The 26,847-nt window shown below is 73.6% G+C and carries 27 protein-coding genes and 1 pseudogene; 16 read left to right on the forward strand and 12 right to left on the reverse strand.

The annotated features are described in order from the left end of the window. Window positions 1-87: 87 nt before the first annotated feature. Window positions 88-909, reverse strand: coding sequence for a hypothetical protein (locus LZG04_RS20335; RefSeq protein ID WP_233819313.1), 822 nt, complete (start codon window positions 907-909; stop codon window positions 88-90). Window positions 910-974: 65 nt separating this feature from the next. Further along, a complete protein-coding gene (locus LZG04_RS20340) occupies window positions 975-2,117 on the reverse strand; it encodes an MFS transporter (protein ID WP_233819315.1) in 1,143 nt (380 codons plus the stop codon). A 317-nt stretch (window positions 2,118-2,434) separates the two neighbouring features. Here LZG04_RS20340 and LZG04_RS20345 point away from each other — a divergent pair, with 317 nt between their 5' ends. The 3 genes from LZG04_RS20345 to LZG04_RS20355 all read left to right on the forward strand — a co-directional run bounded on the left by LZG04_RS20345 (window position 2,435) and on the right by LZG04_RS20355 (window position 5,183). After that, on the forward strand, window positions 2,435-3,481 hold the full coding sequence (locus tag LZG04_RS20345) for a magnesium and cobalt transport protein CorA (RefSeq protein WP_233819317.1): 1,047 nt from the start codon (window positions 2,435-2,437) through the stop codon (window positions 3,479-3,481). Window positions 3,482-3,533: 52 nt separating this feature from the next. Beyond that, window positions 3,534-3,797, forward strand: coding sequence for a hypothetical protein (locus LZG04_RS20350; protein WP_233819319.1), 264 nt, complete (start codon window positions 3,534-3,536; stop codon window positions 3,795-3,797). 243 nt (window positions 3,798-4,040) lie between these two features. Continuing rightward, complete coding sequence (locus LZG04_RS20355) at window positions 4,041-5,183, forward strand: glutamate--cysteine ligase (RefSeq protein WP_233819321.1); 1,143 nt, start codon at window positions 4,041-4,043, stop codon at window positions 5,181-5,183. Here LZG04_RS20355 and LZG04_RS20360 read toward each other — a convergent pair whose 3' ends face one another. Further along, entirely contained in the window at window positions 5,184-5,531 is a 348-nt protein-coding gene (locus LZG04_RS20360) for a hypothetical protein (RefSeq protein WP_233819323.1), read from the reverse strand. 148 nt (window positions 5,532-5,679) lie between these two features. Between LZG04_RS20360 and LZG04_RS20365 the strand changes: the two genes are divergently transcribed. Then, window positions 5,680-6,084 (forward strand): ATP-binding protein, encoded by a 405-nt coding sequence (locus LZG04_RS20365; RefSeq protein ID WP_233819324.1) that lies wholly within the window; start codon window positions 5,680-5,682, stop codon window positions 6,082-6,084. Between the two features lie 241 nt (window positions 6,085-6,325). On the opposite strand, the gene LZG04_RS20370 is transcribed toward LZG04_RS20365, so the two are convergent. The 3 genes from LZG04_RS20370 to LZG04_RS20380 form a co-directional block, all read right to left on the reverse strand. Then, a complete protein-coding gene (locus tag LZG04_RS20370) occupies window positions 6,326-6,718 on the reverse strand; it encodes a hypothetical protein (RefSeq protein WP_233819325.1) in 393 nt (130 codons plus the stop codon). A gap of 147 nt (window positions 6,719-6,865) precedes the next feature. After that, complete coding sequence (locus LZG04_RS20375) at window positions 6,866-8,194, reverse strand: pectate lyase (protein WP_233819326.1); 1,329 nt, start codon at window positions 8,192-8,194, stop codon at window positions 6,866-6,868. Window positions 8,195-8,526: 332 nt separating this feature from the next. Then, window positions 8,527-8,685: a hypothetical protein gene (locus LZG04_RS20380; RefSeq protein ID WP_233819327.1), complete on the reverse strand. Its 159-nt coding sequence runs from the start codon at window positions 8,683-8,685 to the stop codon at window positions 8,527-8,529. A gap of 67 nt (window positions 8,686-8,752) precedes the next feature. On the opposite strand from LZG04_RS20380, the gene LZG04_RS20385 reads away from it, so the two are divergent. From LZG04_RS20385 to LZG04_RS20410, 6 genes and pseudogenes are all read left to right on the forward strand, one after another. Continuing rightward, entirely contained in the window at window positions 8,753-9,199 is a 447-nt protein-coding gene (locus LZG04_RS20385; RefSeq protein WP_233819328.1) for an Rrf2 family transcriptional regulator, read from the forward strand. Next, window positions 9,196-9,621, forward strand: coding sequence for a group III truncated hemoglobin (locus tag LZG04_RS20390; protein ID WP_233819329.1), 426 nt, complete (start codon window positions 9,196-9,198; stop codon window positions 9,619-9,621). The genes LZG04_RS20385 and LZG04_RS20390 overlap by 4 nt, the downstream gene beginning before the upstream one ends. Window positions 9,622-9,680: 59 nt before the next feature. After that, window positions 9,681-11,203, forward strand: a pseudogene (locus tag LZG04_RS20395) (PucR family transcriptional regulator). A gap of 117 nt (window positions 11,204-11,320) precedes the next feature. Beyond that, on the forward strand, window positions 11,321-12,580 hold the full coding sequence (locus tag LZG04_RS20400) for an FAD-binding oxidoreductase (RefSeq protein WP_233819330.1): 1,260 nt from the start codon (window positions 11,321-11,323) through the stop codon (window positions 12,578-12,580). Between the two features lie 10 nt (window positions 12,581-12,590). Beyond that, complete coding sequence (locus LZG04_RS20405; RefSeq protein WP_233819331.1) at window positions 12,591-12,755, forward strand: hypothetical protein; 165 nt, start codon at window positions 12,591-12,593, stop codon at window positions 12,753-12,755. A 139-nt stretch (window positions 12,756-12,894) separates the two neighbouring features. Continuing rightward, complete coding sequence (locus tag LZG04_RS20410) at window positions 12,895-13,374, forward strand: GreA/GreB family elongation factor (protein WP_233819332.1); 480 nt, start codon at window positions 12,895-12,897, stop codon at window positions 13,372-13,374. Between the two features lie 58 nt (window positions 13,375-13,432). On the opposite strand, the gene LZG04_RS20415 is transcribed toward LZG04_RS20410, so the two are convergent. Continuing rightward, window positions 13,433-16,858: a hypothetical protein gene (locus LZG04_RS20415; protein WP_233819333.1), complete on the reverse strand. Its 3,426-nt coding sequence runs from the start codon at window positions 16,856-16,858 to the stop codon at window positions 13,433-13,435. A gap of 106 nt (window positions 16,859-16,964) precedes the next feature. On the opposite strand from LZG04_RS20415, the gene LZG04_RS20420 reads away from it, so the two are divergent. Both LZG04_RS20420 and LZG04_RS20425 read left to right on the forward strand, forming a co-directional pair. After that, window positions 16,965-17,813, forward strand: a complete 849-nt coding sequence (locus tag LZG04_RS20420; protein ID WP_233819334.1) for an MEDS domain-containing protein — start codon at window positions 16,965-16,967, stop codon at window positions 17,811-17,813. Next, on the forward strand, window positions 17,810-18,745 hold the full coding sequence (locus LZG04_RS20425) for an anti-sigma factor RsbA family regulatory protein (RefSeq protein WP_233819335.1): 936 nt from the start codon (window positions 17,810-17,812) through the stop codon (window positions 18,743-18,745). Before LZG04_RS20420 ends, LZG04_RS20425 begins: the two co-directional genes overlap by 4 nt. A gap of 108 nt (window positions 18,746-18,853) precedes the next feature. Here the strand turns inward: LZG04_RS20425 and LZG04_RS20430 are convergent, their stop codons facing one another. The 4 genes from LZG04_RS20430 to LZG04_RS20445 all read right to left on the reverse strand — a co-directional run bounded on the left by LZG04_RS20430 (window position 18,854) and on the right by LZG04_RS20445 (window position 22,707). Next, complete coding sequence (locus tag LZG04_RS20430; protein ID WP_233819336.1) at window positions 18,854-21,175, reverse strand: Orn/Lys/Arg decarboxylase N-terminal domain-containing protein; 2,322 nt, start codon at window positions 21,173-21,175, stop codon at window positions 18,854-18,856. A 122-nt stretch (window positions 21,176-21,297) separates the two neighbouring features. Then, entirely contained in the window at window positions 21,298-21,840 is a 543-nt protein-coding gene (locus LZG04_RS20435) for a GNAT family N-acetyltransferase (RefSeq protein WP_233819337.1), read from the reverse strand. Between the two features lie 94 nt (window positions 21,841-21,934). Then, window positions 21,935-22,228, reverse strand: coding sequence for a hypothetical protein (locus LZG04_RS20440; RefSeq protein ID WP_233819338.1), 294 nt, complete (start codon window positions 22,226-22,228; stop codon window positions 21,935-21,937). Window positions 22,229-22,278: 50 nt separating this feature from the next. After that, a complete protein-coding gene (locus LZG04_RS20445) occupies window positions 22,279-22,707 on the reverse strand; it encodes a DUF6292 family protein (RefSeq protein ID WP_233819339.1) in 429 nt (142 codons plus the stop codon). 196 nt (window positions 22,708-22,903) lie between these two features. On the opposite strand from LZG04_RS20445, the gene LZG04_RS20450 reads away from it, so the two are divergent. The 4 genes from LZG04_RS20450 to LZG04_RS20465 all read left to right on the forward strand — a co-directional run bounded on the left by LZG04_RS20450 (window position 22,904) and on the right by LZG04_RS20465 (window position 26,545). Beyond that, window positions 22,904-24,001 carry a sensor histidine kinase gene (locus LZG04_RS20450; RefSeq protein WP_233819340.1) on the forward strand — a complete coding sequence of 366 codons (1,098 nt, stop codon included), beginning with the start codon at window positions 22,904-22,906 and terminating at the stop codon, window positions 23,999-24,001. Next, window positions 23,998-24,654 carry a response regulator transcription factor gene (locus LZG04_RS20455; RefSeq protein WP_233819341.1) on the forward strand — a complete coding sequence of 219 codons (657 nt, stop codon included), beginning with the start codon at window positions 23,998-24,000 and terminating at the stop codon, window positions 24,652-24,654. The genes LZG04_RS20450 and LZG04_RS20455 overlap by 4 nt, the downstream gene beginning before the upstream one ends. Before the next feature lie 100 nt (window positions 24,655-24,754). Beyond that, the gene (locus LZG04_RS20460) at window positions 24,755-25,156 is read left to right on the forward strand and encodes a hypothetical protein (protein WP_233819342.1); all 402 of its coding nucleotides are present in this window, start codon (window positions 24,755-24,757) and stop codon (window positions 25,154-25,156) included. A gap of 3 nt (window positions 25,157-25,159) precedes the next feature. Continuing rightward, window positions 25,160-26,545 carry a DJ-1/PfpI family protein gene (locus LZG04_RS20465; protein ID WP_233819343.1) on the forward strand — a complete coding sequence of 462 codons (1,386 nt, stop codon included), beginning with the start codon at window positions 25,160-25,162 and terminating at the stop codon, window positions 26,543-26,545. Here LZG04_RS20465 and LZG04_RS20470 read toward each other — a convergent pair. Further along, window positions 26,466-26,831, reverse strand: coding sequence for an STAS domain-containing protein (locus LZG04_RS20470; RefSeq protein WP_233819345.1), 366 nt, complete (start codon window positions 26,829-26,831; stop codon window positions 26,466-26,468). The genes LZG04_RS20465 and LZG04_RS20470 overlap by 80 nt on opposite strands. Window positions 26,832-26,847: the final 16 nt, after the last annotated feature.

Raw genomic sequence — 26,847 nt, forward strand, 5'->3', positions numbered from 1 at the left:
CCGATCCCCTCAGCGCCGGCGGGTGTTCCGGAGCACCCCGCGCAAAAAGCACTGTGGCAGCCGAAAAGCTTTTCGGCAATGCCGGCGCTAACGGGTGGCCTGGAACTCCTCGAACAGCTCCGGGATGTAGGCCAGCAGCAGGTCCACGGTGCTGAACGCCCCGTTGACCGGGTCGAGCCGCGCGTAGGCGTAGGCCAGCTCCGACCCCTTGCGCGACGGCACGGACTCGCGCACGTCGGTCAGCCAGTCCACGAACGGCACCCGCTTGAGCACCAGCACGGGGTTGAGCAGCGCGGCGTAGATCAGCAACAGGTCCAGCACGGCCGGGCGATTGCGCAGCGTCCACCGGTAGAACTCCGAGAACAGGAAGAACCGGCGCTCCACCGCCGTCGGCCGCAGCCCGTGCACCTGCTCCGCCAGCGCGACGCCGTGCTCGGTCGAGGCCTGCTCGGCTTCGCTCCACGCCCGGTCGTGGACGTTGCGGACGGCCAGCTCGCCGCGGTGCAGCCGGGTCAGGTAGTCGGCCCACCGCGCCGAGCCCGGGTTGCCGAAGCCGTCGGTCGACCGGCCCAGCGCGAGCGCGACGCCGCGTTCGACGCCCTCCAGGATCGCCGCGTCGACGTGCGAGATCCACGTGCCGGGGGTGCCCAGCCCGTGGTCGCGGAAGAACTCGATCACGCCCTCGATGTTGCGCCAGCGGTCGGCCGCGCCCAGCCCCGCGGCCGGACCGCTCTGCACCAGCCGGAGGAACTCCAGCCGCTGCGCCATCGTCATCCGGTCGATCTCGGCGGCCGTGCAGTCCAGCGCCGCCGCGCACTCCGCCGGCGACCGGTCCACCGCCCTCGCCGGAACCGGCGCCACCAGCCCGGCCACCACCGCCAGCACGACAACCCACGCGGATCGCTTCACACCGGGGAACTTAACGCCCCCGGTCGGCCGAAGGGGTGGAAAACCACCCGTTCAGGCCCGTGGTCTCACCGCGCGGCTTCGGGGTCGGGTTCGAGGAAGCTGGTCGCCCAGGCCGCCACCGCGCCGGCCGCGCAGACCACCAGCGAGACGAGCATCGGGCCGGACGAGTCGCCGCCGACCACCGAACCGCCGACCAGCGCCCCGATCGCGATGCCCAACGTGACCGCGGACGCGGGCAGGGTGGCCGCCAGGTCGCGGCCGGGCCCGGCGAGGCTCACCACCCGGTGCTGGATCGACGGGACCACGCCGAAGCCGACGATCCCCCACACGAACAGCGCGATCGCGGCGACCACCGGGTTCGAGCCGAGGAACGTCAGCGCGGCGAGGGCGAGCACCAGCGCGATGCCGCCGAAGACGATCGTGGCGCTCGCGTCCCGGTCGGCCGCCGCGCCGCCCGCGAACGTGCCGCCGGAGACGCCGGTGACGTCGGCCAGGAACGGTTGCAGGTAGGTCAGGCCGGCGAACTGGCCGCCCATGACCAGGAAGGCGAGGCCGAGCAGGGCCAGCACCTTCGGCGCGAACGCGTGCCCGGCCTGCGCCCCGAAGCCGCCGATCCCGGAATCGGGCACGGGCGGGACGGCCACGAGCGCCGGCGCCAGCGCGAGCACCCCGGCCGCGACGATCGCGGCGAAGGACGCCTCCCAGCCCAGGCCCTGGCCGATCAGCGTGTCGACGGGCACGCCGAGCGCGGTGGCGACGGCGGTGCCTCCGAAGACGAACGAGATCGCCTTGCCCCTCTTCTCCGGCGGCATCACGCTCGCGCCGACCGCGAAGGCGACGCCGATGAACAGGCCGTGCAGCGCGCCGGTGAGCACGCGGGCGACCAGCAGCAGGCCGAAGCTCGCCGCGGCCACGGCCAGCCCGTTGACCAGGACGTAGGCGGCCAATGAGAGCTGGAGCAGCGGCCTGCGGGCGAACCTGATCGTGAGGGCGGTCAGCACCGGTCCGCCCACGGAGATGCCCAGCGCGTAACCGGTGACGAGGCTGCCCGCCGTGCCGATCGGGACGCCGAGGTCGGCGGCGACGAGGTCGAGGATGCCGACCACGATGAGCTCGGCGCTGCCCATCACGAACGTGCCGAAGAACAACGCGGTCAACGCCAGGGCGGTGCGCGGCCGGCCCGTGCCGGATCGCGTGGTTGCGGTCACGCGCGCGAACGTTGAGGAACGATCCCTAACACCGCAATGGCGAAGCCGGGCGCCAGATGGCCCTGACCCGAGGAAGCCCTGGTCACAGCGGTCGCACGACGGCTCCCACCCGTCCCGCCGCGCGGGGTGCGGTGCCGCGTGGACCGGGTCTGCCAGACCAACGCCGGAAGCCCGATCAGCCACCTCCACCCCTCCCCCGCCGCGGACTCGGGCCGTTCCGACGGCCAGGGCGCAGCCGCGACCCGACCCGGGTGCGATTCGAACGCGCGGTCACACCCGTCACCCGGCCGGGCAGCGGGTGCGGCAGGATCGGCGGCATGGTGATCCCTGCGGCCGACGACGTCCCCGGCGCGGACGTGAAGCGGGACGCCGTGGTGGCGTGCGCGGTCTACGTGGACGGGCTGCGGCTGCCCGGCGAGTGGTCACCCGCCGACGCGGTGGCCGAGGTGCGCGCCCGTGGCGCGGGCTTCGTCTGGGTGGGCCTGTTCGAGCCCGACGAGGACCGCATCCGGGACGTCGCCGACGCGTTCGGGCTGCACGAGCTGGCCGTCGAGGACGCGGTGCACGCCCACCAGCGGCCCAAGCTCGACCGCTACGACGGCAACCTGTGCGTGGTGCTCAAGACGCTGCGGATCGTGGAGCACGACTCGCCGACGACGGCCCACGAGATCGTGGAGTCCGGCGAGATCATGGTGTTCCTGGGCCGCGACTACCTCGTCACGGTCCGCCACGGCCACCACTCCGAGCTGGGTGACGTGCGCCGCCAGCTGGAGGCCCAGCCGCACCTGCTGGCCGCCGGGCCCGCGATGGTGCTGCACGAGATCGCCGACCGCGTGGTGGACGGCTACGGCGAGGTGATCGAGGCGTTCCAGGCCGACGTCGACCTGGTGGAGACCGCGGTGTTCGCGCCGCGCAGCGAGGTCAGCGTCGAGCAGATGTACCTGGTCAAGCGGGAGATCATGGAGCTGCGGCGGGCCGTGATGCCGCTCGCCGGGCCGCTGCGCAAGCTCAGCGACGGCTCGTGCGGCGCGTGGGTGCCCGACGTGGTGCGGTCCTACTTCCGCAACGTCGAGGACCACCTCACCGCCGCCGCGGAGCGGGTCGTCGCGTTCGACGAGATGCTGACCACGCTGGTCGACGCGACGCTGGCCAAGGTGTCGTTGCAGCAGAACAACGACATGCGCAAGATGTCGGCGTGGGTGGCGATCATCGCCGTGCCGACCATGGTGGCCGGCGTCTACGGCATGAACTTCGACCACATGCCGGAACTGCACTGGCAGTACGGCTACCCGCTGGTGGTGTCGGCGACCCTCGCTGTGTGCGTGGGCCTGTACCGGCTGTTCAAGCGCAACCGGTGGATGTGACGGCCCGGAGCCACGTGCGTCACCCCTTCTCGATCACGGCACTATGGAGCGCATGATGCGGCAGCTCCCCGCGAAGGACCGACCGGGCAAGGACGCCTGGCTCGGTCCCGTCTCGCTGTGCCTGGCCCTGCTCAGCTGGCCCATCCCGGCCGGCGGACCGGTGCTGGCGGTGGGCGCGGTGGCGTGCGGGGTCTGGTCGATGAGCACCAAGACCGAGTACCGCCTGGACTGGACCGCGGTCGCGGGCACCTGCGTCGCCGTGCTGCAACTGCTGCTCTCGCTGATGCTGCTGGCCATGTCCGCCGGAGGGCATTAGGCGGAAGCGCACCGCTGGGAAGAAAGCGGCTGGGCTCCGGCACGAAAACGCACCGGTCCCGAGGGCGGGGTTCCGGTGCTCACCCTCTCCTTCGGCACCACCGACCGCCTTCTTGAGCGTTCCAGCTCGGCTCCACCCGAACGGAGTATTCGGACGCGTCCGGGACACCCACTCGGCCGAAGGTTCGCACCCCCGGTCGGGGGTATCCCACAGCCCCTGGTCGAACAGCCATCGGAGGCCGCGATGGGCAGTCTGGCGGGAGCACCGGCTCCGACGCTCGGGGTCGAGGAGGAGTTCCTGCTGGTGGACGCCCGGACGGGGGAACCGGTGCCGCGCGGTGACGAGGTGGTCGCGGCGGCGAAGTCGCGGTTCGGGGTGGAGCTGGACGTCGAACTCGTCAAGGCCCAGGTGGAGACCCGCACACCGGTGTGCCACGACCTCGCCGACGTGCGCCGGCAACTGCTCGGCCTGCGCCTGGTCGCGGCGGAGTGCGCGCACGCCCTCGGCTGCCGCGTGCTGGCCGTCGGCGCGCCGCCCGTGGGCAGGCCGGACCTGCCGACCGGCGGCCAGGACCGGTACCGCCTGCTCGCCGAGGACTACCGGCTGCTGGCCGCCGAGCAGTCCATCTGCGGCTGCCACGTGCACGTCGCCGTGCCGGACCCGGAGGCGGCCGTGCAGGTGTGCAACCACGTGCGGCTCTGGCTGCCGGTGCTCACGGCGCTCAGCGCGAACTCCCCCTTCGTCCGCGGCCGCGACACCGGCTACGCGAGCTGGCGCTCGGTGGTCTGGTCGCGGTGGCCGGGCGCGGGTCCGCCGCCGTACTTCGAGTCGGCGGCGCACTACGACGCCACCTGCGACATGCTGCTCGCGTGCGGGGCCGCCCGGGACCGACGGATGATCTACTGGGACGTCCGGCCGTCCGCGCACCTGCCGACCGTGGAGGTCCGGGTCGCCGACGTGGCGGCCACCGTGGACGAAGCCGTGCTGCTGGCCGCGTTGGTGCGCGCCCTGGTCACCACCGCGCTGGCCGACCTCGGGCGCGGGCTGCGTGCCTCGCCCGTGCCCGCCGAGGTGTTGCGCGCCGCCACGTGGCGGGCGGCCCGCGACGGCATCGGCGGGCTGTCGCTGGACGTGCTGTCCGGCCGCCTCGTGCCCGCGCGACTGCTGCTCGACCGGCTCGTGCACCGCGTCCACGACCAGCTCGACGACGCCGACCTCGTGCGCCGGCTGCTGTCCACCCTGGACGGCGAGGGCGGCGGCGCGGACCGGCAGCGACGCGCGTTCGCCCGCGCGGGCCGCATGTCCGACGTGCTCGACCAGTTGGCGCGCGACACGCTGTCCGGGTCGGAGACGTGGACCGGCGGGCCGTTCCGGCGCACCGCGTGATCAGCCGCCGTCCGGGCCGGCCCTGGCCAGGCGGAACAACGCCGCCCGGCCGGCGAGCAGGAAGACGCGGGCGGCCTGGACGTCACCGGAGGCGGCCTGGTCGCCCGCGTCGCGCATGAAGCCCAGCGCGGCCGACACCGGGCTGTTCGGCGTCCGGTCGGCCACGTCCCGCAAGCGGTCCAGCACGGGGGCGACGGTCGCCGCGAACCCGGCCAGCACGCGGTTGATCTCCTGGCGCGCGTCGGCGTGGCGGGGGTCGAGGCGCAGCACCGCCTGCACCGCGCAGTCGACCGCCACCCGCAGCACGGCGACCGGGTCGTCCTCCACCGGAACCCTTTGCTCACTCACGGAAAGTCAGGGTAGATCACGATCCGTGACCCGGCATGCGTTCACCGCGTTCGAGGGACGGCAGGTGTGCACCCGCCTCGTTCGGGGTATCCGATGACGCCAAGAGCCGTTTGACCAGATAGGCGGCTGCCCGCACTGGGGGACGACCATGACGCAGCCGAACCAAGCACTCGCACCGAGAATCAGCGTCGACCTGAGCGCGCCGGTGCCACCGCTGGCCCAGATCCGGCAGTGGCTGGCCACCGCCTTGGCCGACCTGGCCGACGACCTGCTCCAAGACCTGCTGCTGCTGTGCACCGAACTCGTGTCCAACGCCTACGACCACGCGTGCGCGCCACGTCGGCTGCGCGTGCACCGGTCGCGGGACCGCGACGCCCTGCGGATCGAGGTGGACGACGGCAGCCCCGACCGCCTGCCGGTGACCGGGACGTCACGCCTGGGCGCCTTCCGCGGCCGGGGCCTGCTCATGGTGGACACGCTGTCGCGCCGCCGGTGGGGCACCCAGCTCGGTGCGGAGGGCAAGACGGTCTGGGCCGAGCTGCCGCTGTCCTGATCAGGGGCCCGCAGGCGGCACTGCGCGGAGCGCGCGGCCAGGGTCGGCAGGAAGTGGGGCAACTTCGCCCGGTCGGCCGGCCGCCGGTGGACGTCGGCCACGGCGGCGCGCACGACCCGGGAGTCGACCTCGTCGCCGAGACGGCGGCCGACCTCCTCCGCCGCCGCCTGGTCCACCCGCGCGACGGTCCGACGACGACATGCCGGGCCGGCGGTCCGCCCGGGACCGCCGGTGCGGCGGGTCAGAAGCTGTCGGCCTCGGTGAGCTCGTGCTCGAACGCGTCCGCGGTGGCGACCAGCAGCATCAGCGGGCGTTCGAACTCCTCCCGGACGCTCAGGTCCTCCAACGGCACGGTGTGCTTGAGCAGCGCGACGCCGTCCACCACCGCCGCGCCGCCGACCAGCGACGTGCCCGCGAGCTCCAGCAGCCGCTTCAGGTCGATCGCGTCGGCCCGGCCGACGGGCGAGGAGATCTCGACCCACGCCACGCCGTCCGACTCCGGCACGTGGTGCACGGACACCTGCTGGGTCCGGTCCGCGGCCGGCTCCAGCCGGAAGCGCAGCCAGCTGTCGTTCTCCTCCAGCACCTCGTACCGCGTCCGGACATAGTTGATCACGTCGATCCAGCTGGTCACCGTCGTTGCCCTTCGCCCTGCTCACGCGCCGCCCGGTCGCTCCACACGGTATCGGAACCCGCCCGCGACACCGCGCGGGTCGGGTGCGACCGGCACGGCGACGGGGCCGCGGGCGGGTGGCCGCGGCCCCGCGTCGCACTGGACCGCCTACCGCCAGGTGATGTCGGACGGCGAGTAGAAGCAGTTCTTGCCGTCCGCGCCCTCACCGATCTTCTTCGGCTCCGAGCCCTTCGGCACGCCCTGGTACTTCTCGCAGATCACCGCGCTGCCGTAGACGGTGATCCGGGAGAACCGCGCCGTGTCGCCCCAGTTGGTGTTGATGCCCGCCAACACCTTCGTCGACCGCGCCGTGACGCCGTCCATCACCACGTGCCGCTGGTAGGACGTCGCGCAGTTGCCACACGCCCGGTACAGCTTGCCCGCGCCGTTGACCTGGAAGTTCCGGATGGTCAGCGTGCCCGCGCCGTTGTGCTGGAACACCTTGTCCGACGCCGACTTCGCGCCGCCGCCGTCGACCAGGTACGTCGCCGAGGAGCTGGAGGACTTGAAGGTCGCCGCGTCCTCGCCCACGTCGTTCCACCACACGTTGCGGATCGTGCAGGAGCCCTCGCAGTGGATGCCGTCGCCCGCCGGCGCGTCGATGATCACGTTCTCGATCGTGCCGCCGTTGGCCACCACGAACATCGGGTCCTGGCTCTCGCCCTGACCACCGTCGCCGATGCCGTAGTACTTCTTCATCCCGCCGTTGAAGTAGGTGCCCACGTTGCGCGTCGTGGTCTGGTGCACGCTGCCGGTGTCCGACGGCCACGGACCACTGCCGTCGCCACCACCCGGGTTCGACGTGGTCGTGGTGGTGGTCGTCGTGGAAGTCGTGGTCGACGTGGAGGTCGTGGTCGAGGTCGGGCCGCCGCTGCTCGACGTGAACGTCCACTGCTTGGTGGCCGCGCTGTCACAGGAGTTCTGCTGCACCGGCGCGCCGGCCGAGGTGGAGTTGTCCTGGGTGTTCATGCACTTGCCGCCGTTGGTGTTGACCACGCGGTAGTTGCTGCCGCTCGCGGTGAACGACCAGGTCTGGGTGGCGGTGCCGGCGCACGACTGCTGCTCGATCGCCTTGCCCGCGGAGGTCGACGCGTCCCGGACGCCGAGGCACAGGCCGGCCGCGGAGGTGATCTTGAACCCGCCGCTGACCGCCGTCACCGTCCACTGCTGGCTCGCGGCGCCGCCGCACGACGCCTGCTGGAGCTGCACACCGCTGGCCGCACTCGCGCCGGGCACGTCGAGACAGAGGCCGCTGCCCGCGTTCTTGATCGTGTACGTCCCGGCGCCGACCGCCGCGTCCGCGGGCGTCGCGCCCGGCCAGGCGAGGAGGCCGGCGGCCAGCGCCGTGGCACCCGCCGCCGCGGCCAGGCCCAGGCGCCATCTCGTGCCACGCGGTGGTGCGTGCCGCGTGGATCGACGGTGATCCGCTGTACTCATCAACAACTCCACTTCTCACTTACCGGGACGCCGGGGTCGGCGGTCGCCGATTCCGGCTACGCGTTTCCCGACGCGTTGTTCACAATGGTGAAAAGGCAGGGAAATCGCTTTCCAGCGGGATGTTAGAGGCCGTGGAAGCAACCGGTCAACGACGGTTTTCGACCGCGTACGGGGCCCAAGCGTCGAATACGGTCGAACGACGAGGTGGCAGCGGTCCGGAGTGATCAACGACGACCTGCGCGCAAATGGGGCCGGTCATATTCGTGAACAACCGCGCCCGGTTCCGGTCACACTCGTGAACAAATGGACGGGCAATGCGCCCGCCCGCCGGCTCAGCGCCCGTCGTCGGACTCGGGCATCTCCGCGCCGCACCGGGCGCACACCGGCCGCACCGGCCCCTCGGCCAGCGATCCGCACTCCGGGCACACGCGCGACAACCAGCACACCGGGTCGCCGACCGGCTCCGGGCCGCCGTTCTCCTCGGACTCCACCGTCGCCCCCAGCCTGGCCCCGCCCTGAACAGGACTCGAGAATACCGCTTTTGTTACGGTCGCCACCATGCACCTCATCCGGTCCACGGACATCGCGCTGCGCGTCGTGATGCTCCTGGCCACCGACGGCGGTCGGCTCACCGTCGACCAGCTCGCCGACGCCCTCGAAGTGCCGCGCCACCACCTGGCCAAGGTCGTGCAGCGCCTGCAACGGCACCGCTTCGTGGCCACCGCGCGCGGCCGGACCGGAGGGGTCGGGGTGCCGGCGGCGACGCTGGACGCCTCGGTCGGCGCGATCGTGCGGGCGTTGGAGGGCGACGGCGAGGTGGTCGACTGCGAGGGGCCGCCGTGCCCGTTGCGCGGCGGCTGCCACCTGCGCAGCGCGCTGCGCGCGGCCCAATCGGCGTTCCTCGCCGTGCTGGACGGCGTGACGGTGCGGGCGCTGGTGGCCGAACCCGCCGGTCCCGTGCTGCTCGGCCTGGTGCCGCCGCCCCGACCGGTCGGCGCGCCGTGACCCGCGACCTGGCCGGCCGGGACGACGCGGTGACGGTGGTGACCGAGTTCTACCGGCGTGCCTTCGACGACGCGCTGCTCGGCCCGATCTTCCGGGACGTGGCGCGGCTCGACCTCGCCACGCACCTGCCGGTGATCGCGGACTTCTGGGCCACGGTGCTGTTCCGCGCCGGCACGTACCGCCGCAACCTGCTGCACGTGCACCTCGACCTGCACGAGCGCGTCCCCCTGACGGCGGCGCACTTCACCCGCTGGCTGGCGTTGTGGGCCGACACGGTGGACGAGCTGTTCGCGGGTGAGAAGGCGGACCTGGCCAAGTCGCAGGCGGAGCGGATCGCCCGGTCGATGGTGCGCAGGCTGCGCCGCGGTGACGCCAGCGAGCTGGTCACCATCCGCCGGCGGGACCGGGACGACGAGCGCTGACCGGCTCCGACCGCGGCCGGTTACGGTGTGCTGTCGGCTTCCGAACAGAGGTTTCGCCCATGATCAGGTTGGACCGCCTGGTGAACGTGCTGGGTGGCTACGGCGTGCGGTTGGCGTGCTGCCCGGTGCCGCGGTCGACGCAGTTGCGCAGCGTGGTGATGCGCGAGGCCGACGACGCGCGGGCGGTGGGCGGTGACGTGTTCCTGGCCGTGGGCGCGGAGTCGGTGGACCAGGCCGTGGCGTGGGCGGTGGCGGCGAAGGCGGCCGTGGTCCTGCTGCACGGCGAGGCCGAGCGCGAGGCCGCCGCGATCGGCGAGGCCGAGGGCGTCGCCGTGATGCTGGTCGACCCGGCGGTGTCGTGGAGCCAACTGGCCGGCGTGGTCTACGGGCTGGTGCTGGAGGGGCGGGAGACCGAGTCCGGTCGCGGTCCGACGGACCTGTTCGCGCTGGCCGACAGCCTGGCGGGCGCGGTCGGCGGTTCGGTCACGATCGAGGACCGGCTCTCGCGCGTGCTGGCCTACTCCAGTTCGCAGCAGGGCGCCGACCCGGCGCGGCTGGAGACGATCCTGAGCCGCCAGGCCCCGCCGCGGCTGCGCGAGGTGTTCGAGGAGCGCGGTGTGTTCGCCTACCTCGCCTCTTACGACGAGCCGCTGTTCGTGGAGGAGGACCCGGAGCACGGGTTGACCGGGCGGATGGTCGTGGCCGTGCGCGCCGGTCGCGAGCTGCTGGGTTCGGTGTGGGTGACGTGCGGCGTGCCGTTGACCGGGGTGCGGTGCACGGCGTTGGCCGACGGCGCGCGCACCGTGGCGCTGCACCTGCTGCGGTCGCGGGCCAGCGCGGACCTGGAACGGCAGGTGGAGTCGGACCTGGTGATCCGGCTGCTGGAGGGCACCGCCGACGCCGCCACGGTGGTGAGCAGGCTCGGGTTGCCACAGGGTCCGTCGCAGGTCATCGCGGTCCGCGCGCACATCGCCGCCGAGCGGCACGCCGCGCTGCTGCTCGCGTTCGAGCGCGCCACCACCGGTTTCGGCTGGTCACGGCCCGGCCGCAGCACCTTGTCGGGCAACACGCTCTACACCGTCCTGCCGGGTGAGCCGGTGGCCGCCGCGCGGGAGTGGGTGACGCTGCTGCGGAACGCGCTGCCCGCGCAGGTGACCGTGACCGCCGGCATCGGCGGTACCGCCGCGGCGGCCGACCTGCCCGCAGCAGGCAGGAGGCCGACGAGTGCCTGGCGCTGCACGAGGCCCGCGCGCCGGGCGCCGTGCCGCCCGCCTACGACGAGTCGTGGGACGACATCCTGCTGCAACGCCTGCGTGCCGCCGCACGGGCGGGCCGCACCCCCGCCCGCGGCCCGGTCGCCGAGCTGCGTCGCCACGACCACGACCACGCCACCCACTACGTGCCGACGTTGCGGGCCTGGCTGGAGGCCCAGGGTGACCTGGCCCGGGCGGGCGAGCGGCTGGGCGTGCACCCCAACACGATCCGGTACCGGCTGCGCAAGATGGCCGAGGTGACCGCGCTCGACCTGGAGGACCCGCGCAAGCGGCTGGCCATGATCATCGACCTGGCCGCCGCCGAGTAGCTGTCGGTTCACGACAACACCACCCGCCCCGATTGTCGGCGATGGACAACAGCCCGACGGGGTACCTGGGCGATGCTGGCTTCGACGAGCAGTTCGGGTCCGGGTGTGGAGGTGGTCATGGTCGACGTCGGGCGCAGCGACGGCGGGCCGCGGTCGGCGGTCGTGGTCGGCGCGGGCATCGTGGGCCTGTCGACCGCGTGGTTCCTGCAGGAACGCGGCGTCGAGGTGACCGTGCTCGACCGCACGGGCGTGGCCGCGGGCGCGTCGTGGGGCAACGCCGGGTGGCTCTCGCCGGGACTGACGATCCCGCTCAACGAGCCGTCCGTGCTGCGCTACGGCCTGCGGTCGCTGCTGAACCCGGCCGCGCCGCTGCACATCCCGCTGTCGGTCGACCCGGGGCTGTGGTCGTTCCTGCTGCGGTTCGCGGCGAACTGCCGGTGGTCGTCGTGGACGCGGGCCGTGCGCGCCAACCGGTCGCTCAACGCCGAGTGCGTCGAGGCGTTCGACGTGCTGACCGCCAACGGCGTCGAAGCGCCCACGGTCGACGCGCCGATCACCGCCGGCTTCGAGAACGCCCGGCAGGCACAGGGCCTGCTGCACGAGCTGCGCCGGATGGCCGACGCCGGTCAGCCCGTCGAGCACGCCGAGCTCGACCACGACCGGCTGCGCGAGCTCGTGCCGCTCGCCTCGCCGTCGCTGACCACGGGCGTGCGGATCGACGGCCAGCGGCACCTCGACCCCGGCGGGTTCGTGCGGGCGCTGGCCCGGTCCGTCGAGGCCCGCGGCGCGACGATCCGCGTGCTGGAGACCGTCGACATCCACTCCCACCGCCAGGGCGTCACCATCCACACGCGTCAGGGCGAGGTCGTGTCGGCCGACGTCGCGGTCGTGGCCACCGGCGCGTGGCTGTCGCGGCTGGCGGGCAGGTGGGGCGTCCGCGTCCCGGTCCGCGCGGGCCGCGGCTACTCGTTCACCGTGCCGGTGGACCGCCCGGTGCCCGGCCCGGTGTACCTGCCCGCCGCACGGGTGGCGTGCACGCCGTACCAGGGCGCGCTCCGGGTCGCGGGCACGATGGAGTTCCGCGACCCCGACGCGCCCGGGGTGGTGTCCCGGTTGGAGGCGATCATCGCCTCGGCCCGGCCGCTGCTCGACGGCGTGCGCTGGGAGGAGCGCCGGGACGTGTGGGTCGGCCCGCGGCCGGTCACGCCCGACGGCCGCGCGCTGATCGGCGAGGTGCTCGCCCGAGGGGTGTACGTCGCGGGCGGGCACGGCATGTGGGGGCTCGCCCACGGTCCGATCACGGGCAGGCTGCTGGCCGAGCAGATCACCACCGGCAAGCAGCCCGACGCGTTGCGCCCGTTCGACCCGCTGCGCTGAGCCGGTTCGCATGGACCGCACCCGCGACCCGCTCGACGGCGACGAGCGCGCCGAACTGCACTGGTTGCGCGCGGAGAACGCGTTCCTGCGCGTGCAGCTCGAGATCCTGACCCGCATCGCCACCGGCTACGCCCGCGACGTCGACGCGCTCCTGCGCCGGCGCACGCCCGGCTGAGGCCACCAGCCAACCATCCCGTCCGAGGGGCCGGCGCCGCCGGACGACCCGGCACCGCGGACACCCGAGCCGTCAGGGCGGCCCGCACCTCCCCCGGCCGCCCTGACGGCACCCACCTCACGACCACCCGAAGGCCACCATGACCAACCGACGCACCTGGCTGACGCCGCACGCCCACGAACGGCTGCGCGACGAACTGGCCGAGCTGAGCCGCACCGCGGACACCGACGAGTCCGCCGACCAGGACGACCGCGCCACGCTGCGACGCCGCCGGCAGGACCGCATCCGCGAGATCCAGCACCTGCTCGCGAACGCGGTCGTGGGCGAGGACCCACCCGACGACGGCATCGCCGAGCCCGGCATGGTGCTCACCGTCCGCTACGACGACACCGGTGACACGGAGACGTTCCTGCTGGGCACGCGGGCCGCCGAGCACGGCGACATCGAGGTCTACTCCCCCGACTCCCCCCTGGGCACCGCGCTGACCGGCGCCCGTCGGGGCGAGCAGCGGGCCTACCGCGTCCCGGCCGGCGGCACCATCCGCGTCACGCTGCTCGAAGCCGTCCCTTATGGACGGCACCCGGCCGCGAACCCCGGTGCCGCGCAGGGGATCGGCTAGCCGGACCACCCGGGAAGGCGCGTCCACGTGGGACGGCCGTCGCCGCGGGCCCGGCCGGTCACTGATCGGCGAGCAGCCGGGCCCGGGTGCGGATCCACGACGGCAGCGTCGCGTCGTCGGCGAGGTGGTTCAGGGCGCGCCTGCCCACCGCGGTGTCGAGGTTCGCCAGGCGCTCGGCGGCGTCGAGGCGCAGTGCCTCGTCCTCATCGCGGTCGGCCGCGAACCGCTCCAGCAGCTCGGCCCGGTCGCGCCGGGGCAGCGCGTCGATGAGCCGGAGCCTGGGCCTGCCGGAGACGCCGCTGACGGCCAGCCCGCGCACCAGGTCCGCGCCCTCGTCCCGCCGCGCCTTGCGCGCGCTCAACGCGGCCTTGACCCGGTCCTTGTCCGGCACGAGGTCGTCCACGGCGATCGACCGGTACGCGGCGAACTCCGCCTGCACCTGACCGGCCCGGCCCAGCTCGGCGGCGGCCTTCAACCGCTCGGCGGTCGCGCCCGCCCCGCGCGCGATGGCCAGCACCCGTTCCGCACCCACCGACGGGTCCGCCTTCAACGCGTCCACGGCGAAGGTGAACCGGCTCTTGGCGTCGAGCGCGGGAGAGTCGGCCAGGACGGCGTACATCGCGACCAGCTCGTCACGCCGCACGTGGGGGGCGGCCAGCGTGACGGCCTTGACGCGCGCGGCGGGGTCCTGGTGCTCGTTGCGCACCAACGCCGCCAGGTGCGGGCCCGCGTCCTCGGGCGCGACGACCATGAGCTGCTCGATGGCCCACAGCTTCTCGCCGTCGTCGGGGTGCAACGACTGCACCACGTCCACGAGGATCCGCCGGGCGGCTTCCTGGCCGCGGTTGCGCAACGCAGCCCGGACGCGCCTCTCGGCCGGGAAATCCCGGCCGGCGACCAGGTCGGTCAGCAGCGTGGACGGGCGTCCCACGCGGTCCACGAGGAACAGCGTGGCCGCGTACCGCACGTCCACGTGAGCGGACGCGTCGCCGAACAGCTCCTCGCACACGGCGGTCAGGCGCGGCAGGTCGTGACCGGACAGCAACTCCATCGCCTGTTCGCACACCTCGGTCGACGTGGCGTGCCGGAGCAGGCGGCACACGAGGTCCGTGCCGCGGGCGCGGTCCAGCTCCACCGCCGCACGTGCCGCGCGCAGCCGTTGGTGGTCGGTCGCCTCCCACCCGGTGACGACCCGCCGCGCCACGTCGAGGGCCTCGCCCGGCCGGTGCGGCGCGAGCAGCCGCACCGCCGCGAGCCGCGCCTCCACGTTCTCGGCCTCGGCCAGCCCGGCGAACACGGCCAGCCCCGATTCGGGGTCGCGCTGGTGCAGCAGGGCCCCGGCGGCCGCTTGCGCCTGCGGCTCGACCCCGGGGTCGGCGAAGAACGCGGGCGCGACCTCGGCCGCGACCCGCGGCGCGACCTCGATCAGGAACCGCAGCGCCTGGAACCGGTCGTCGTTGCGGGCCCGGTTCAGCACCGCGTCCCGCAGCACCGCCACGGCCCGATCGGCGTCGAGGTCGTACAGCCACCGGGCCCGGTCCTGCCACGCGCCGACGTCGGCGGTCCGGCGCAGCTCGGCTTCCAGCCACCGCACCGCCTTGCGCGTCACGTCCTCGGGCAGGGCCACGCCGTGGTTGACCAGCTCGGCGAGGAAGCCGACGTTGCCCGCCGCGTACGGCCACCACAGCAACCGGCGCAGCACCGGGCCCAGGTCGTGGCCCTCCTCCGCCCAGTGCGCGGCCAGGAACACCTTGATCTGCGCGTCCGGCCACGGCCACCGCAGCCGCGGGAACAGCTTGCGCACCGTCGGCCGGGGGTGGCCGCGGGCGATCCGCGCGGCGGCGAAGTACTCCTCGAAGGTGTGGTGCAGGTAGTCGAACCGCTTGCCGTACTGGATGAACAGGCCGCTGAGCCGCAGGACGTCGGTCACGCACTCCGCCCACGTGCGGTCGTCGACCGGGGTCGGGCCCAGCCACCGCACCACGGCTTCCAGCGGGGTCGCGCGCACGCCGCCGATCAGCGCGTCGTGGGCGACGTCGGCCAACGCGTCGGTGAGCCGCCAGGCGAACCGGACGAACGCCTCCTCCGCCGCGCCGCCCCACCCGGCGACGCGTCCGCGCACCGTCGCCATCGCCTCGGAGTTGTGCACCTTCCGCAGCTGCACCTCGATGAACCGCCGGTACAGCTGGGTCTGGTTGGCGGGCAGCTCCCCGCCGCCGGTCTCGGTGTAGAGGTGGCACAGCATGGTCGCGAACAGCGGCACGTGCGCGAGCTTGGCCAGCTTCGTGCGCGTGATCCGACCCAGCAGGTCGTCGGCCGCGGCCTCCGGTCGGGGGTGCCCGTCCTCGCGCAGGTAGCGGACCGCGAACTCGCGCAGGTCGGCGTCGGAGAACAGCTCCAGCCAGTAGGTCGGCGAGGTCTCCCGGTCGGCCAGCGGCACCAGCTCGTGCGGGTTGAGCGGCCTGCTGGTGACCAGGAACCGGTGCGTGCGGTCCTCCCGGTGCTCGCGGATCTGCCGGATCACGCGTTCGCGCACGTCCGGCGGGAACACCTCGTCCAGCCCGTCGACCAGCACGAGCCACGAGACGCCGGGCAGCGGCTCGGCCTGCAGCAGGCGCACCAGCTGGTCGTGCCCGAGCTTGAGGCCGAACGCCCGCGCCACGCCGTGCGCCAGCGCGTCGGACAGCGCCTCGCCGTGGGCCAGGTCCTCCGCCCGGACCGGCACCGGGACGTACTCGCCGTCGCCGTGCTCGACCCACCGCCGGGCGCTCTCCGCCGTCAGGGTGCGCACCAGGCTCGACTTGCCCGCGCCCGGTCCGGCGATCACCTGCGCGCCGGGGAAGTCGGTGAGGCGGTCGGCGGGGATGACCTCGGCCGGCTCGTCGTCACCGGACTCCCGCTGGGACGCGGTGCGCTTGAGGTGGATGCGCGACAGCGGCGGCGCGCGGTGGTGCGCCCACTGGTTCTCGTGCGCGCGGTCGGCGGCGGCGAGCGCGGAAAGGTAGAGCCGCAGGGCGGGGCCCTGGTGCCGCCAGTTCCCCGCCACGAGCTGCTCGGGTTCCAGCAGGTCCAGCCACGCGGTGTTGGCGCGGCCCGCCCGCGCCACGGCGGCGTCGACCTCGACGAGGGGCTGGACCGCGCCGGCCACGTCGAACACCCCGCACACCGCGCCGGTGCGCCAGTTCAGCACCGGCGCGCCCGGCGACCGGTCCACGTGCCGCAGCAGGAACGGTTCGGCCTGCTCCGCGCCGACGCACGCGTACGGGCCGTCACCCGGCACGGCCCGCAACTCGGGGCCGGTCGCGCCGGCGGTCAGCACCAGGCCCGGCGCGACCCGCACGCCCTTGCGGCCGCCGAGGTCGACCACGGCGTTGGCCAGGGCGAGGTAGAGCCGGTGCGAACCGTCGACCTGGATGTCGTTGTGCACGTCCCGGACCTGGACGACCGTGCCGACCACGAAGCCGGAGACGTTGTTGCTGTGCACCCGCGAGACGTTATCGGGCCGCCGCCGATCACGGGGACCGCTTCGACGCACCGGGCGCGGCGCCACGTGCGTGCCGAGCCGCGACCCCACCGCTAAGTTGGTCCGTATGCGCAGGTCCGGAATCGTGCAGCACACACGCGACCTCGGGCGTCACGACCACGTCTGCTGGTCCTACGACGACCGGGCGGACATCGGGCTGCACGTGGCCGAGTTCCTCCTCGACGGGCTGGAGCGGGGCCAGCGCGTCCGCTACGTGGGGTACGGGAACGCCGAGGCGCTGACCGAGGCCGTCCTCGCGGTCGACGGTATCGGGGCGGCCCTGACCGACGGCGCGGCCGAGGTGACGTCGCTGGACGCGGTGGGTCCCGGTGGCGCGGTCATCGACGCCCGGGGCCAGGTCCGCTCCTACGCGGCGGCGACCGACCAGGCCCTGGCGGCCGGGTACCGCGGGTTCCGGGTGGCCACCGAGGCCACGTCGCTGGTGCGCGGCCCGGAGCAGCTGACCGCGTTCCTGCACTACGAGCACCTGGTCGACCAGTACATGGCCGGGCACCCGTTCACCGCGCTGTGCGCCTACGACCGGACGCGGCTCAGCGAGCAGGTGCTCGAACAGCTGGCCAGCGTGCACCCCAGCACCAACCTGCCCGGCGCCGGCTTCCGGCTGCACGCGTCGGCCCGACCCGGCCACAGCGCCCAGCTCAGCGGGGAGATCGACATGTTCAACCGGGACGTGCTGGTGCAGGTGCTCGACCGGGTGCGGCCACCGGCGCACGGCGGGCGGCTCGTGCTCGACGCCGCCGACCTGACGTTCATCGACCACCGCGGGCTCATCGGCCTCGACGCGTACGCCCGCAGCCGGGACACCACGCTCGTGCTGCGCACCGCGTTCCCGGGCGCGGCGCGGATCGCGGACCTGCTCGACCTGCCCGGCGTCCGCGTGGAGCCGGTAGCGTGAGCGCCATCGACACCCAACGCGATCCCCTGTTCGTCCACCCGGCCCTGTTCTACGGCTCGGACGAGGAGTACCTGGCGGGCTTGGTCCCGTTCGTCACCGACGGCCTGGAGCTCGGCCACCCGGTCGCCGTGGCCGTGCCCGGCAAGCGGCTGGACCTGCTGCGCGACGCCCTGGGCGACGCCGCACGGGACGTGACGATGCTCGACATGGCCGAGGAGGGCCGCAACCCCGGCCGGATCATCCCCAGGGTGCTGCGCCGGTTCGCCGACGCCCGCCAGGACCGGCACGTGCGCATCATCGGCGAGCCGATCTGGGCCGGCCGGTCCGGCGTCGAGTACCCCGCGTGCGCCCAGCACGAAGCGCTGATCAACGCCGCGTTCACCGGCCGTGACGTGACGATCCTCTGCCCGTACGACACCTCGGCGCTCGACGCCGCCGCGATCGAGGACGCCCGGCAGACCCACCCGGTGCTCTGGGAGGGCGACCGGCGGTACGACAGCGAGCACTACGCGCCCGACCGCGTCGTGGCCCGCTACAACGCGCCGCTGCCCGTGGCCGACGAGGACGCGTTCACCGTCGAGCGGCCCGCGGACGTCTCGGCGGCACGCCGGTTCGCGGTGCGGCGGGCCCGCGAGCTGGGGCTGGCCGGAGCGCGGCTGGCCGACCTCGAGCTCATCGCGGGCGAGCTGGTCACCAACAGCCTCCTGCACACCTCCGGCCCGTGCCGGCTCGGTGTCTGGGCCGAGGACGGGCACCTGGTGTGCGAGGTCCGCGACGGCGGCCGGCTGACCGACCCGCTGGCCGGGCGTCGACCCCCTCGGGCCGGTGGGACGTCCGGGATCGGGCTGCTGCTCGTCAACGACCTCGCGGACCTGGTGCGCTTGCACACCGCGGCGGACGGCACCACCGTGCGCGCGTTGCTGCGCCTGTAGGCACACCCGCCCGGCCGCGCCACCGGACGGCCCCGCGGTCGCCCAGGTCGGCAGGACCGTGGTGGTACCCCGGGCGGCGTCACCCACCAGGACGCGCACCGGCCCCCGCTACTCGGTGATGCACTTGACCCAGTACTTGCCGCCCTCGTGGTGGACGCCGTGGGTCTCGGCGGCGAAGCCGGGGAACTGCCGGTCGAACGCCTCCAGCACGCGCAGGTAGTTCAGCAGCGGCCCGTCCGGTGAGCCGACCCGCTCACCCGGCACCAGCACCGGGATGCCGGGCGGCGTGGTGGTGACCTGGGTGGCGACCACGCGGTCGGCCAGGTCGTCCAGGCCGACCAGCTCCGTCCGGCCGCGGATGAACCGCTGGTAGGCCTCGGAGGGCGTCATCACCGCCGTGGGCGGCGTGGGGCTGGTGAACGCCTCGTTGAGCAGCGCCACGACCTTGCTGTCGGCCAGGCTGTGGTGCATCTGCTCGCACAGCTGCGGCAACGTCAGCTTCCCGTACCGCTCCGGGTGCGCCTTGACCAGGTCGGGCAGCACCTCGGCCAGCGGCGCGCCCTCGTCGTGCAACTGCTTGAAGTCGGTGAGCGCGTCGAGCAGCGTGCCCCACTTGCCCTTGGTGATGCCCATGGAGAACAGCACCAGGAACGTGTAGACGTCGGTCTTCTCCACCACGATCCGGCGGGTCTCCAGGTAGGCGGTGACCACCCGGGCCGGGACGCCGAACGCCGACACGTCGCCCAGCGCGTCCACGCCGGGGCAGGTGATCGTCACCTTGACGGGGTCGAGCAGGCAGAAGCCGGGTTCGAGGTCGCGGAAGCCGTGCCACCCCGCGTCGGGGTCCAGGGTCCAGCAGCCCGGTTCGGTGCGCAGCAGGTCCAGCGGTGCCTCGTGGAACGGGATCCGCGCGCCGGTGGCCGGGTCGGCGACCTCGGTCGGCTGCCACACCCCGAAGAACCACGGCGGCCGGTCCCCCGCGTCGGCCAGCCGCCGGCCGAGCCGGATCATGGCCTGCCGGAACCGGACCGCCTCGGTGATCGCCTCGGTGGTCAGCCAGGTGCCCGCGGGGCCGTCCATCATGCCCGCCGCGACGTCGCAGGAGGCGATCATCGGGTACAGCGGCGACGTGGTGCCGTGCATCATGTACGTCTCGTTGAACCGGGACCGGTCGAACGGCGCCTTGCCGCCCGACCGCACGTGCAGCATCGCGGACTGCGACAGCGCGGCCAGCAGCTTGTGCGAGGAGTGGGTGGCGAACACGGTGGGCCGCTCGGCCTCCGGCAGCCCGTCGCCGTCGACCGCCATCCCGTAACGGCGCGCGTAGAGCGGGTTGAACCGGCCGTAGGCGAACCACGCCTCGTCGAAGTGCAGCAGCCGGGTCGACGCGCCCAGCAGCTCGGTCACCCGGACGGTGTCGTAGCACAGGCCGTCGTAGGTGGAGTTCGTGACGACCGCGTACGCCGCGTCCCGGCTCACCGCGTCCGCCGCGATCGGCGTGCGGTCGACCTGCGCGCGCACCGCCTCGGGCGTCAGCCGCTCCGGCGGGATGGGACCGGTGATCCCGTAGCCGTTGCGCGTGGGCACCAGGTAGACCGGGCGCGCGCCGGCGAGCGTGACGCCGTGGTTGATCGCCTTGTGGCAGTTGCGGTCCAGCAACGTGATCTCGTCGTGGGCCACCGAGCTGTGGATGATCATCCGGTTGGACGTGGACGTGCCGTGCAGCACGAAGTAGGTCTCGTCGGCGCCGAAGATCCGGGCGGCGTTGCGCTCGGCCTCGCCGACCGGGCCGGTGTGCTCGAACAACGAGCCCAGTTCGCCGACCGACACGGAGATGTCGGTGCGGAACAGCCGTTCGCCGAAGTAGTCGAAGAACGACCGCCCGATCGGCGACTTCAGGAACGCGATGCCGCCCGCGTGCGCCGGCGTGTGCCACGAGTACGGGTGCGTGTCGTCGAAGCGGCGCAGCTCGCGGAAGAACGGCGGCAGGATGTGCTCCAGGTACTGGCGCGCGGCGAAGTCGACCCGACCCGCGATGAAGTCCGGGGTGTCCTCCAGCAGCCAGATCCAGCCGTTGATGACCTCGGAGACCCACAACGGCGTCTCGTCGCTGTAGTCGCCGGTGGTCAGCAGGAACACCGGCAGCCGCGAGGAGAACCGGTCCAGCAGCATCCGCAGCACCCCGCCCTCGACGGCCGGGCCGGTGTCGGAGGACGGGAGCGCGCCGCCGACCAGCTCCCAGCTCACGACGGCGGCGGCCAGGTCGGCCTGCGCGGTGATCGCCGAGGCCGCGTCGGTGGTGGAGTGCACGACCATCACCTCGTGGCCGCACTCGCGCAGGTGGGCGCAGACCTGCTCGACCTTGGCGGCCGGCACGGTGTTGTCCTCGGCCGCGCGTTCGGTGGCGATGAGGATGGTTGACCCGGTCATGAGGATCATCAACTCCCTGCACGCGGGGACTACCGCGAGCGTAGGAGCGGTGGAGCGGGGCGGTACGCCCCTATCACCGGATCGTGCCGCCGGGTCACCTGACGGTGGAAGAAGCGCTTCGCTCAGTCGAGCGGATAGGCCATCTCCACCCCGGCCAATGTCACCCCATCGGGGAGCGGGACCGAGGTGCGGTGGACCTCGCGGAAGCCGAACGACCGGTACAGCGGCACGCCGGGCAGGGTCGCCATCAGCACCAGCGACCGGAAGCCCGCCGCCTTGGCGTCCCGGGCGCACGCGGCGAGCGTGGCGCGACCCAGCCCCCGGCGGGTCCAGTCGTCGCGGACGAACATCGCCCGCACCCGGGCCGGCTCGGTGGCCGGGTCGAGCAGGCGGCCGTCCTCGGGCCGGTCACCCGACCCGGTGTAGAGCTTGTCCCGCTTGCTCCACCCGCCGCACGCCACCACGTCACCGCCCACCTCGTGGACGAAGTACGTGCCGTCCTCGATCAACGCCAGGTCCGGCTCGGTGAGGTACCGCGCCGCGCTCGCGGTCTCGCGCTCGTCGTGGAAGCGCGGGAACAGCTCCAGCACCGACCGGCGCATGAGCGCGGCGATCGACGGCACGTCCGACCGCGCCGCCCTGCGCTGCACGGGCACAACACCCACCGCGTCCTCCCCACGATCAGGGGAGATCATCCCACTCGTTCGCGGGCATCGGCCGCCGGGGAGCGTCGGCGACGCACCGCCGGCGCACGATCCACTACGGGCGTGGGCGGTGGCGGGTCCACTTGCGGCCGTCACGTTCGGCTCGCGGGGTGGTGGCGGCGACGCAGCGCGGGCACAGCCACAGGTTCCGCTCGGCGGTCTGGGCCAGCCACACCGCGTCCGCCCACGGCACGTGCCGGAACCGGCCGAGCCGGCTGCGGCTCAGGGCTTGGCCGCACAGGGTCTGGTTGGTGCCGGCAGTCCACGCGTGCACGTCCCCGGACGGCTGGCGGACGCCGTCCTCGTCCACCCACTGGCTCGACGCGGCGACGTTCGGCTGGGCACCCATGCGCGCGGTGTACCCCGTCGCGACGCGACCCATTCGTCCTCAGTGGACGGTCAAGCACCTGCCGCGCGCGGCGCGGGCACGAGCGCGGCGACCGTGTACGGGGCCAAGCGCCGCGCGAGGTCGCCCGGCGACTCCGTGCCCGTCCGATCGACCGGTCGTGCGCCGCGCATCAGGCCGTGGACCCAGCGGGCGACCGCCTTCGGCGACGGCACGACGTCCGGCCCGAAGTGCGCCTGGACCAGCACGTCCTCGCCGCTGTGCGTCTCCACCGCGGCCGACCAGCCGCGCTCCTCGTCCCACAGCAGCGCCACGTCGCGGTCGGGGAAGCCGGGCAGCCTGCCCTCCAGCGCGAGGTACGCGGTGGCGGGCCGTTCGGCCTGCACGTACGAGCACTCGCCGCTGAGCCCCAGTTCCTCGGTGACCCGTCGCACGTAGCCGCGCAGACCGAGGGTCAACGCGTCGTCGAAGTCCAGTTCCATCGCGCACCGCCGCCTTCTCCCCCGTTCGACGGGGTGTCGAGGCGCCGACTGTTTGACGCTCCCGCCGAATACCCCGACCGGGTGAGGGACGAATCCCCTCCGGACGACTGTTTCGATTAAGGTGACGGGCCGCTCACCGGGACCGGACCCACCGGTTCGGTTGACCATGGTGTTCCCGGTCACGCACAGTGTGGGCGTGCACAGGGCGTTGGGGATCCTGACGGTGGTCGCGTACGTGACGCTGCCGCTCGGTTCGGAGAGCTTCGAGCAGTTGCTCGTGCCGACGCTGCTGGTCGGGCTGGTCTACAGCGCGTTCGCGATCTTCGCCTTCCCGTTCGCGCAACGGCGCGGCACGGCGGCCGCCGCGGTGTACGTCCTCGTGCAGTTGCCGCTGGGGTTCGTGCTGTTCGCGCTGTCGGGCGCGGCGGTGGGCGGGGTGCTGCTGCTGGTGGTGCTCGTGGCGCAGAGCGTGCTGCTGCTCCCGCTGCCGGCCGCCGCCGCGGTGGCCGCGGTCATCCCCCTCATCCACGTGCGGATGGCGTGGCCCGACGGGCTGCGCGAAGGTCTGGCCACGTTGGCCGTGACCGGCTTCACGGTCGTCATCACCGAGCTGCTGGTGCGCGAGCAACGCGCCCGCGCCGAACTCGCCCTGGCCAACGAGCGGCTGCGCGGGTACGCCGCCCAGGCCGAGCAGCTCGCCACCACCCAGGAGCGCAACCGCGTCGCCCGCGACATCCACGACGGGCTGGGCCACCACCTGACCGTCGTGCAGATGCTCCTGCAGGCCGCCCGCGCGGTGATCGACACGGCCGACCGCGACCGGCTCGACGGGATGCTGGCCAAGGCGCAGGACCAGGCCAAGCAGGCGTTGACCGAGGTCCGCCGCTCGGTCGCCGCGCTGCGCGAACCCCGACCCGAGCCCCTGGTGGACGCGTTGCGCGCGTTGGCGTCCGAGGTGACCGAAGCGGGGGTGCCGACCGACGTCGAGGTCCGCGGTGCGCCCCGCGGCAGCCGAGCGGAGGTCGAGGAGTCGTTGTTCCGGGCGGCCCAGGAGGCGTTGACCAACGTGCGCAAGCACGCCGACGCGACCGCCGCGACCGTCGTGCTCGACTACGGGCGCGCCGACGCGGTGCGGTTGCAGGTCAGCGACGACGGCCGCGGCATGGTGGAGCAGCCGGGCGGCGGGTTCGGCCTGGTGGGGCTGGAGGAACGGGTGGCCGGGCTCGGCGGCCGGGTCTCGGTCGACTCGGCCGCGGGGCGCGGCGTGACGCTGACCGTGGAGGTGCCCGCGTGACCGACTCACCCGTGCGCGTCCTGATCGCGGACGACCAGGCGTTGTTCCGGGAGGCGCTGGCGACGTTGCTGGAGGTGCAGCCGGAGATCGAGGTGGTCGGCGAGGCCGGTGACGGCGAGCAGGCCGTGCGGCTGTGCGCCGAGCTGCGGCCGGACGTGGTGCTGATGGACCTGCGGATGCCGGTGCTGGACGGCATCGCGGCGACCGACCGGCTGCGCGTCGAGCAGCCGGAGGTGCGGGTGTTGGCGCTGACCACGTTCGACGACGACGCGGACGTGTTCGCGGCGGTGCGCGCGGGCGCGTTGGGCTACCTGCTCAAGGACGTCTCCTCGGCCCGGCTGGTCGAGGCGCTGGTCGCGGCGCGACGCGGCGAATCGGTGCTGCACCCGTCCGTGGCGGCCAAGCTCGTGGCGCGGGTGGCGCGGCTGTCCCCCGAGGACGTGCCGCCGCGCCGACCACCCGTGCCGCTGTCGGAACGCGAGCTGGACGTCGTGCGGCTGCTGGCCGAGGGCCGCAGCAACCGGGAGATCGCGGGCACCTTGTACCTGGCCGAGGGCACGGTGAAGAACCTCGTCACCGGCGTGCTGGCCAAGCTCCAGGTCCGCGACCGGACGCAGGCCGCGCTGCGGGCCAGGGAACTCGGCCTCTGCTGAGGTCATGTGACCTCACGCGTGACCTTCGGCACCTGACCGCGCACGCCGGCGGCCGCAGGATCTCCGTTGCACACAACGCAATCGCGACGGAGGAGCCGAGATGAGTCCGCACGAGACGATGACCGAGCCGGGGCGACGGCAGTGGTGGCGCTTCGCCCGGCACGCGGTGGAGATGGCCGTGTCCATGGTCGTGGGCATGGTGGTCCTGGAACCGGTCTGGTCGTTCGCGTGGCCGGGCCTGGCGGACAACCTCACCGCGCACGTGCTGGTGATGGCGACCGACATGGCGTTGGGCATGGGGTTGTGGATGAGGGTCCGGCGGCACGGCTGGGCGTACGTCGCCGAGATGTCGGCGGCGATGTACGCGCCGTTCGTGGTGCTGCTGCCGTTCCACTGGGCCGGCGCGCTGTCCGGGATGGCGCTGATGACCGCCGGTCACGTGCTGATGGTCCCGGCGATGCTGGTGGCGATGTGGCGGCGCCGCCACGAGCACGGGTGCTGAGCCGTGCGCACCGTCACGCGGGTCGCGGTGTTCCTGCTCGCCGCCCTGGCCCTGCCGACCGCGTTCGGCGCGCCGACCGTCCGTGCCGCGTTCGAAAACCTGAACGCGCCGCGGGCGGACGGCGCGACCCCGGCACCGGCACGGGTGGCGCACGACCCCGGCAAACCGACCGCCGTCGTCGTGGTCGGCGACCTCGGCGCGGTCGTGTCCGACACGCTCGCCCCCTACGAGGTCCTGGCCACGACCGGCGCGTTCAACGTCTACGCGGTCGCGCCGTCGGCCCGTCCCGCGCCGCTGACCGGCGGCCTCGACCTGGTGCCGGACCTGACGTTCGCCGGGCTGGACGACCTGCTCGGCGGCAAGGCACCCGACGTCGTGGTGGTGCCCGCCATGCCCGACGTCGGCCGGAGCACGTCCAAGCCGGTCACGGACTGGCTGACCCGGCAGGCGGCCGGCGGGTCGCTGCTGCTCGGCGTGTGCAACGGGGCCGGCGTGCTCGCCTCGGCCGGGCTGCTCGACGGGCGGGCGGCGACCTCGCACTGGCTGCGCCTGGAGACCTTCCGGGACGACTACCCGGCCGTCGACTGGGTCCGCGGCACGCGGTACGTGGACGACGGCGACGTGATCAGCACGGCGGGCATCCTGTCCGGTGTCGACGGCACGCTGCGGGTGGTGGAGCGGCTGGTCGGGCCGCAGGCGGCGGCACGTGCCGCGCAGCGGACGGGCTGGCAGCACTACCACCCCGGTTCGGCGGCCTCGATGGCGCAGGCCCACCCGCGGCCGGCGGACGCCGTCGTCGCGGTCAACACGGCGTTCGGTTGGGACCGCGACACCACCGGGGTGCTGCTGACCGGCGGGGTGGGCGAGATCGAGCTGGCGTCGGTGTTCGACACCTACGGGCAGTCGCTGGCCGTCCGCACGGTGGCCGTCGCGCCCGGCGCCGAGCCGGTGCGGTCACGGCACGGCTTGACCTTCGTGCCGCGGGCCGAACCGACCGCCGACCTGGACCGCCTGGTCGTGCCGGGTGCACGGGCGGCGCGCCTGCGGTTGGCCGACGACCTGGCCGACCCGGTCTACCCGCACCGGGAGGGCGCCTTCCCGTTCGACGGCGTGCTGCTGGACCTGGCGCGGACCACGGACGTGGCCACGGCGACGTGGACCGCGCGGGTGTTGGAGTACCCGGTCGACCACCTCGTGCTCGACGGTCCGGCATGGCCGTGGACGCGCACGCTGCGGCCGTTCGGCCTGGCCTTCCTCGGCGTCCTCGTGGCGCTCGGCCTGCTCCGGCTGTCCCGCGCCCGCCGAGCGGTCAGGTCGACACCAGCCGCAGCGCCGCCACCGCCGCGTCCACGGACGGGTGCAGCGGCAGGGCCGCGTCGACCTGGCTGATCTGCAACGGCCGCAGCACCGCGCGGGAGTTCACCACGATGGCGAACGGGATGCGCAGCCGGTTGGCCCGGTGGTGGCTGTTGACCAGCATCGCGATGCCGACCGAGCCCATGAACTCGACCGCGCCCAGGTCGAGCACGACGCCGGACGGGTGAGCCTCGAACACGGCGTCCAGCTCGGACACGACCGGCCGGTGCGTGGCCGCGTCCAGGGCGCCGGACACGGCCACGAGCAGGATGCCGCGGTCCAGTTCGGTGGTGGTGAGGCGGTGTGCGGGCTCGGTCATGGCGGGTGCTCCTCGC

Source organism: Saccharothrix sp. S26 (assembly GCF_021390395.1).
GTDB lineage: Bacteria > Actinomycetota > Actinomycetes > Mycobacteriales > Pseudonocardiaceae > Actinosynnema.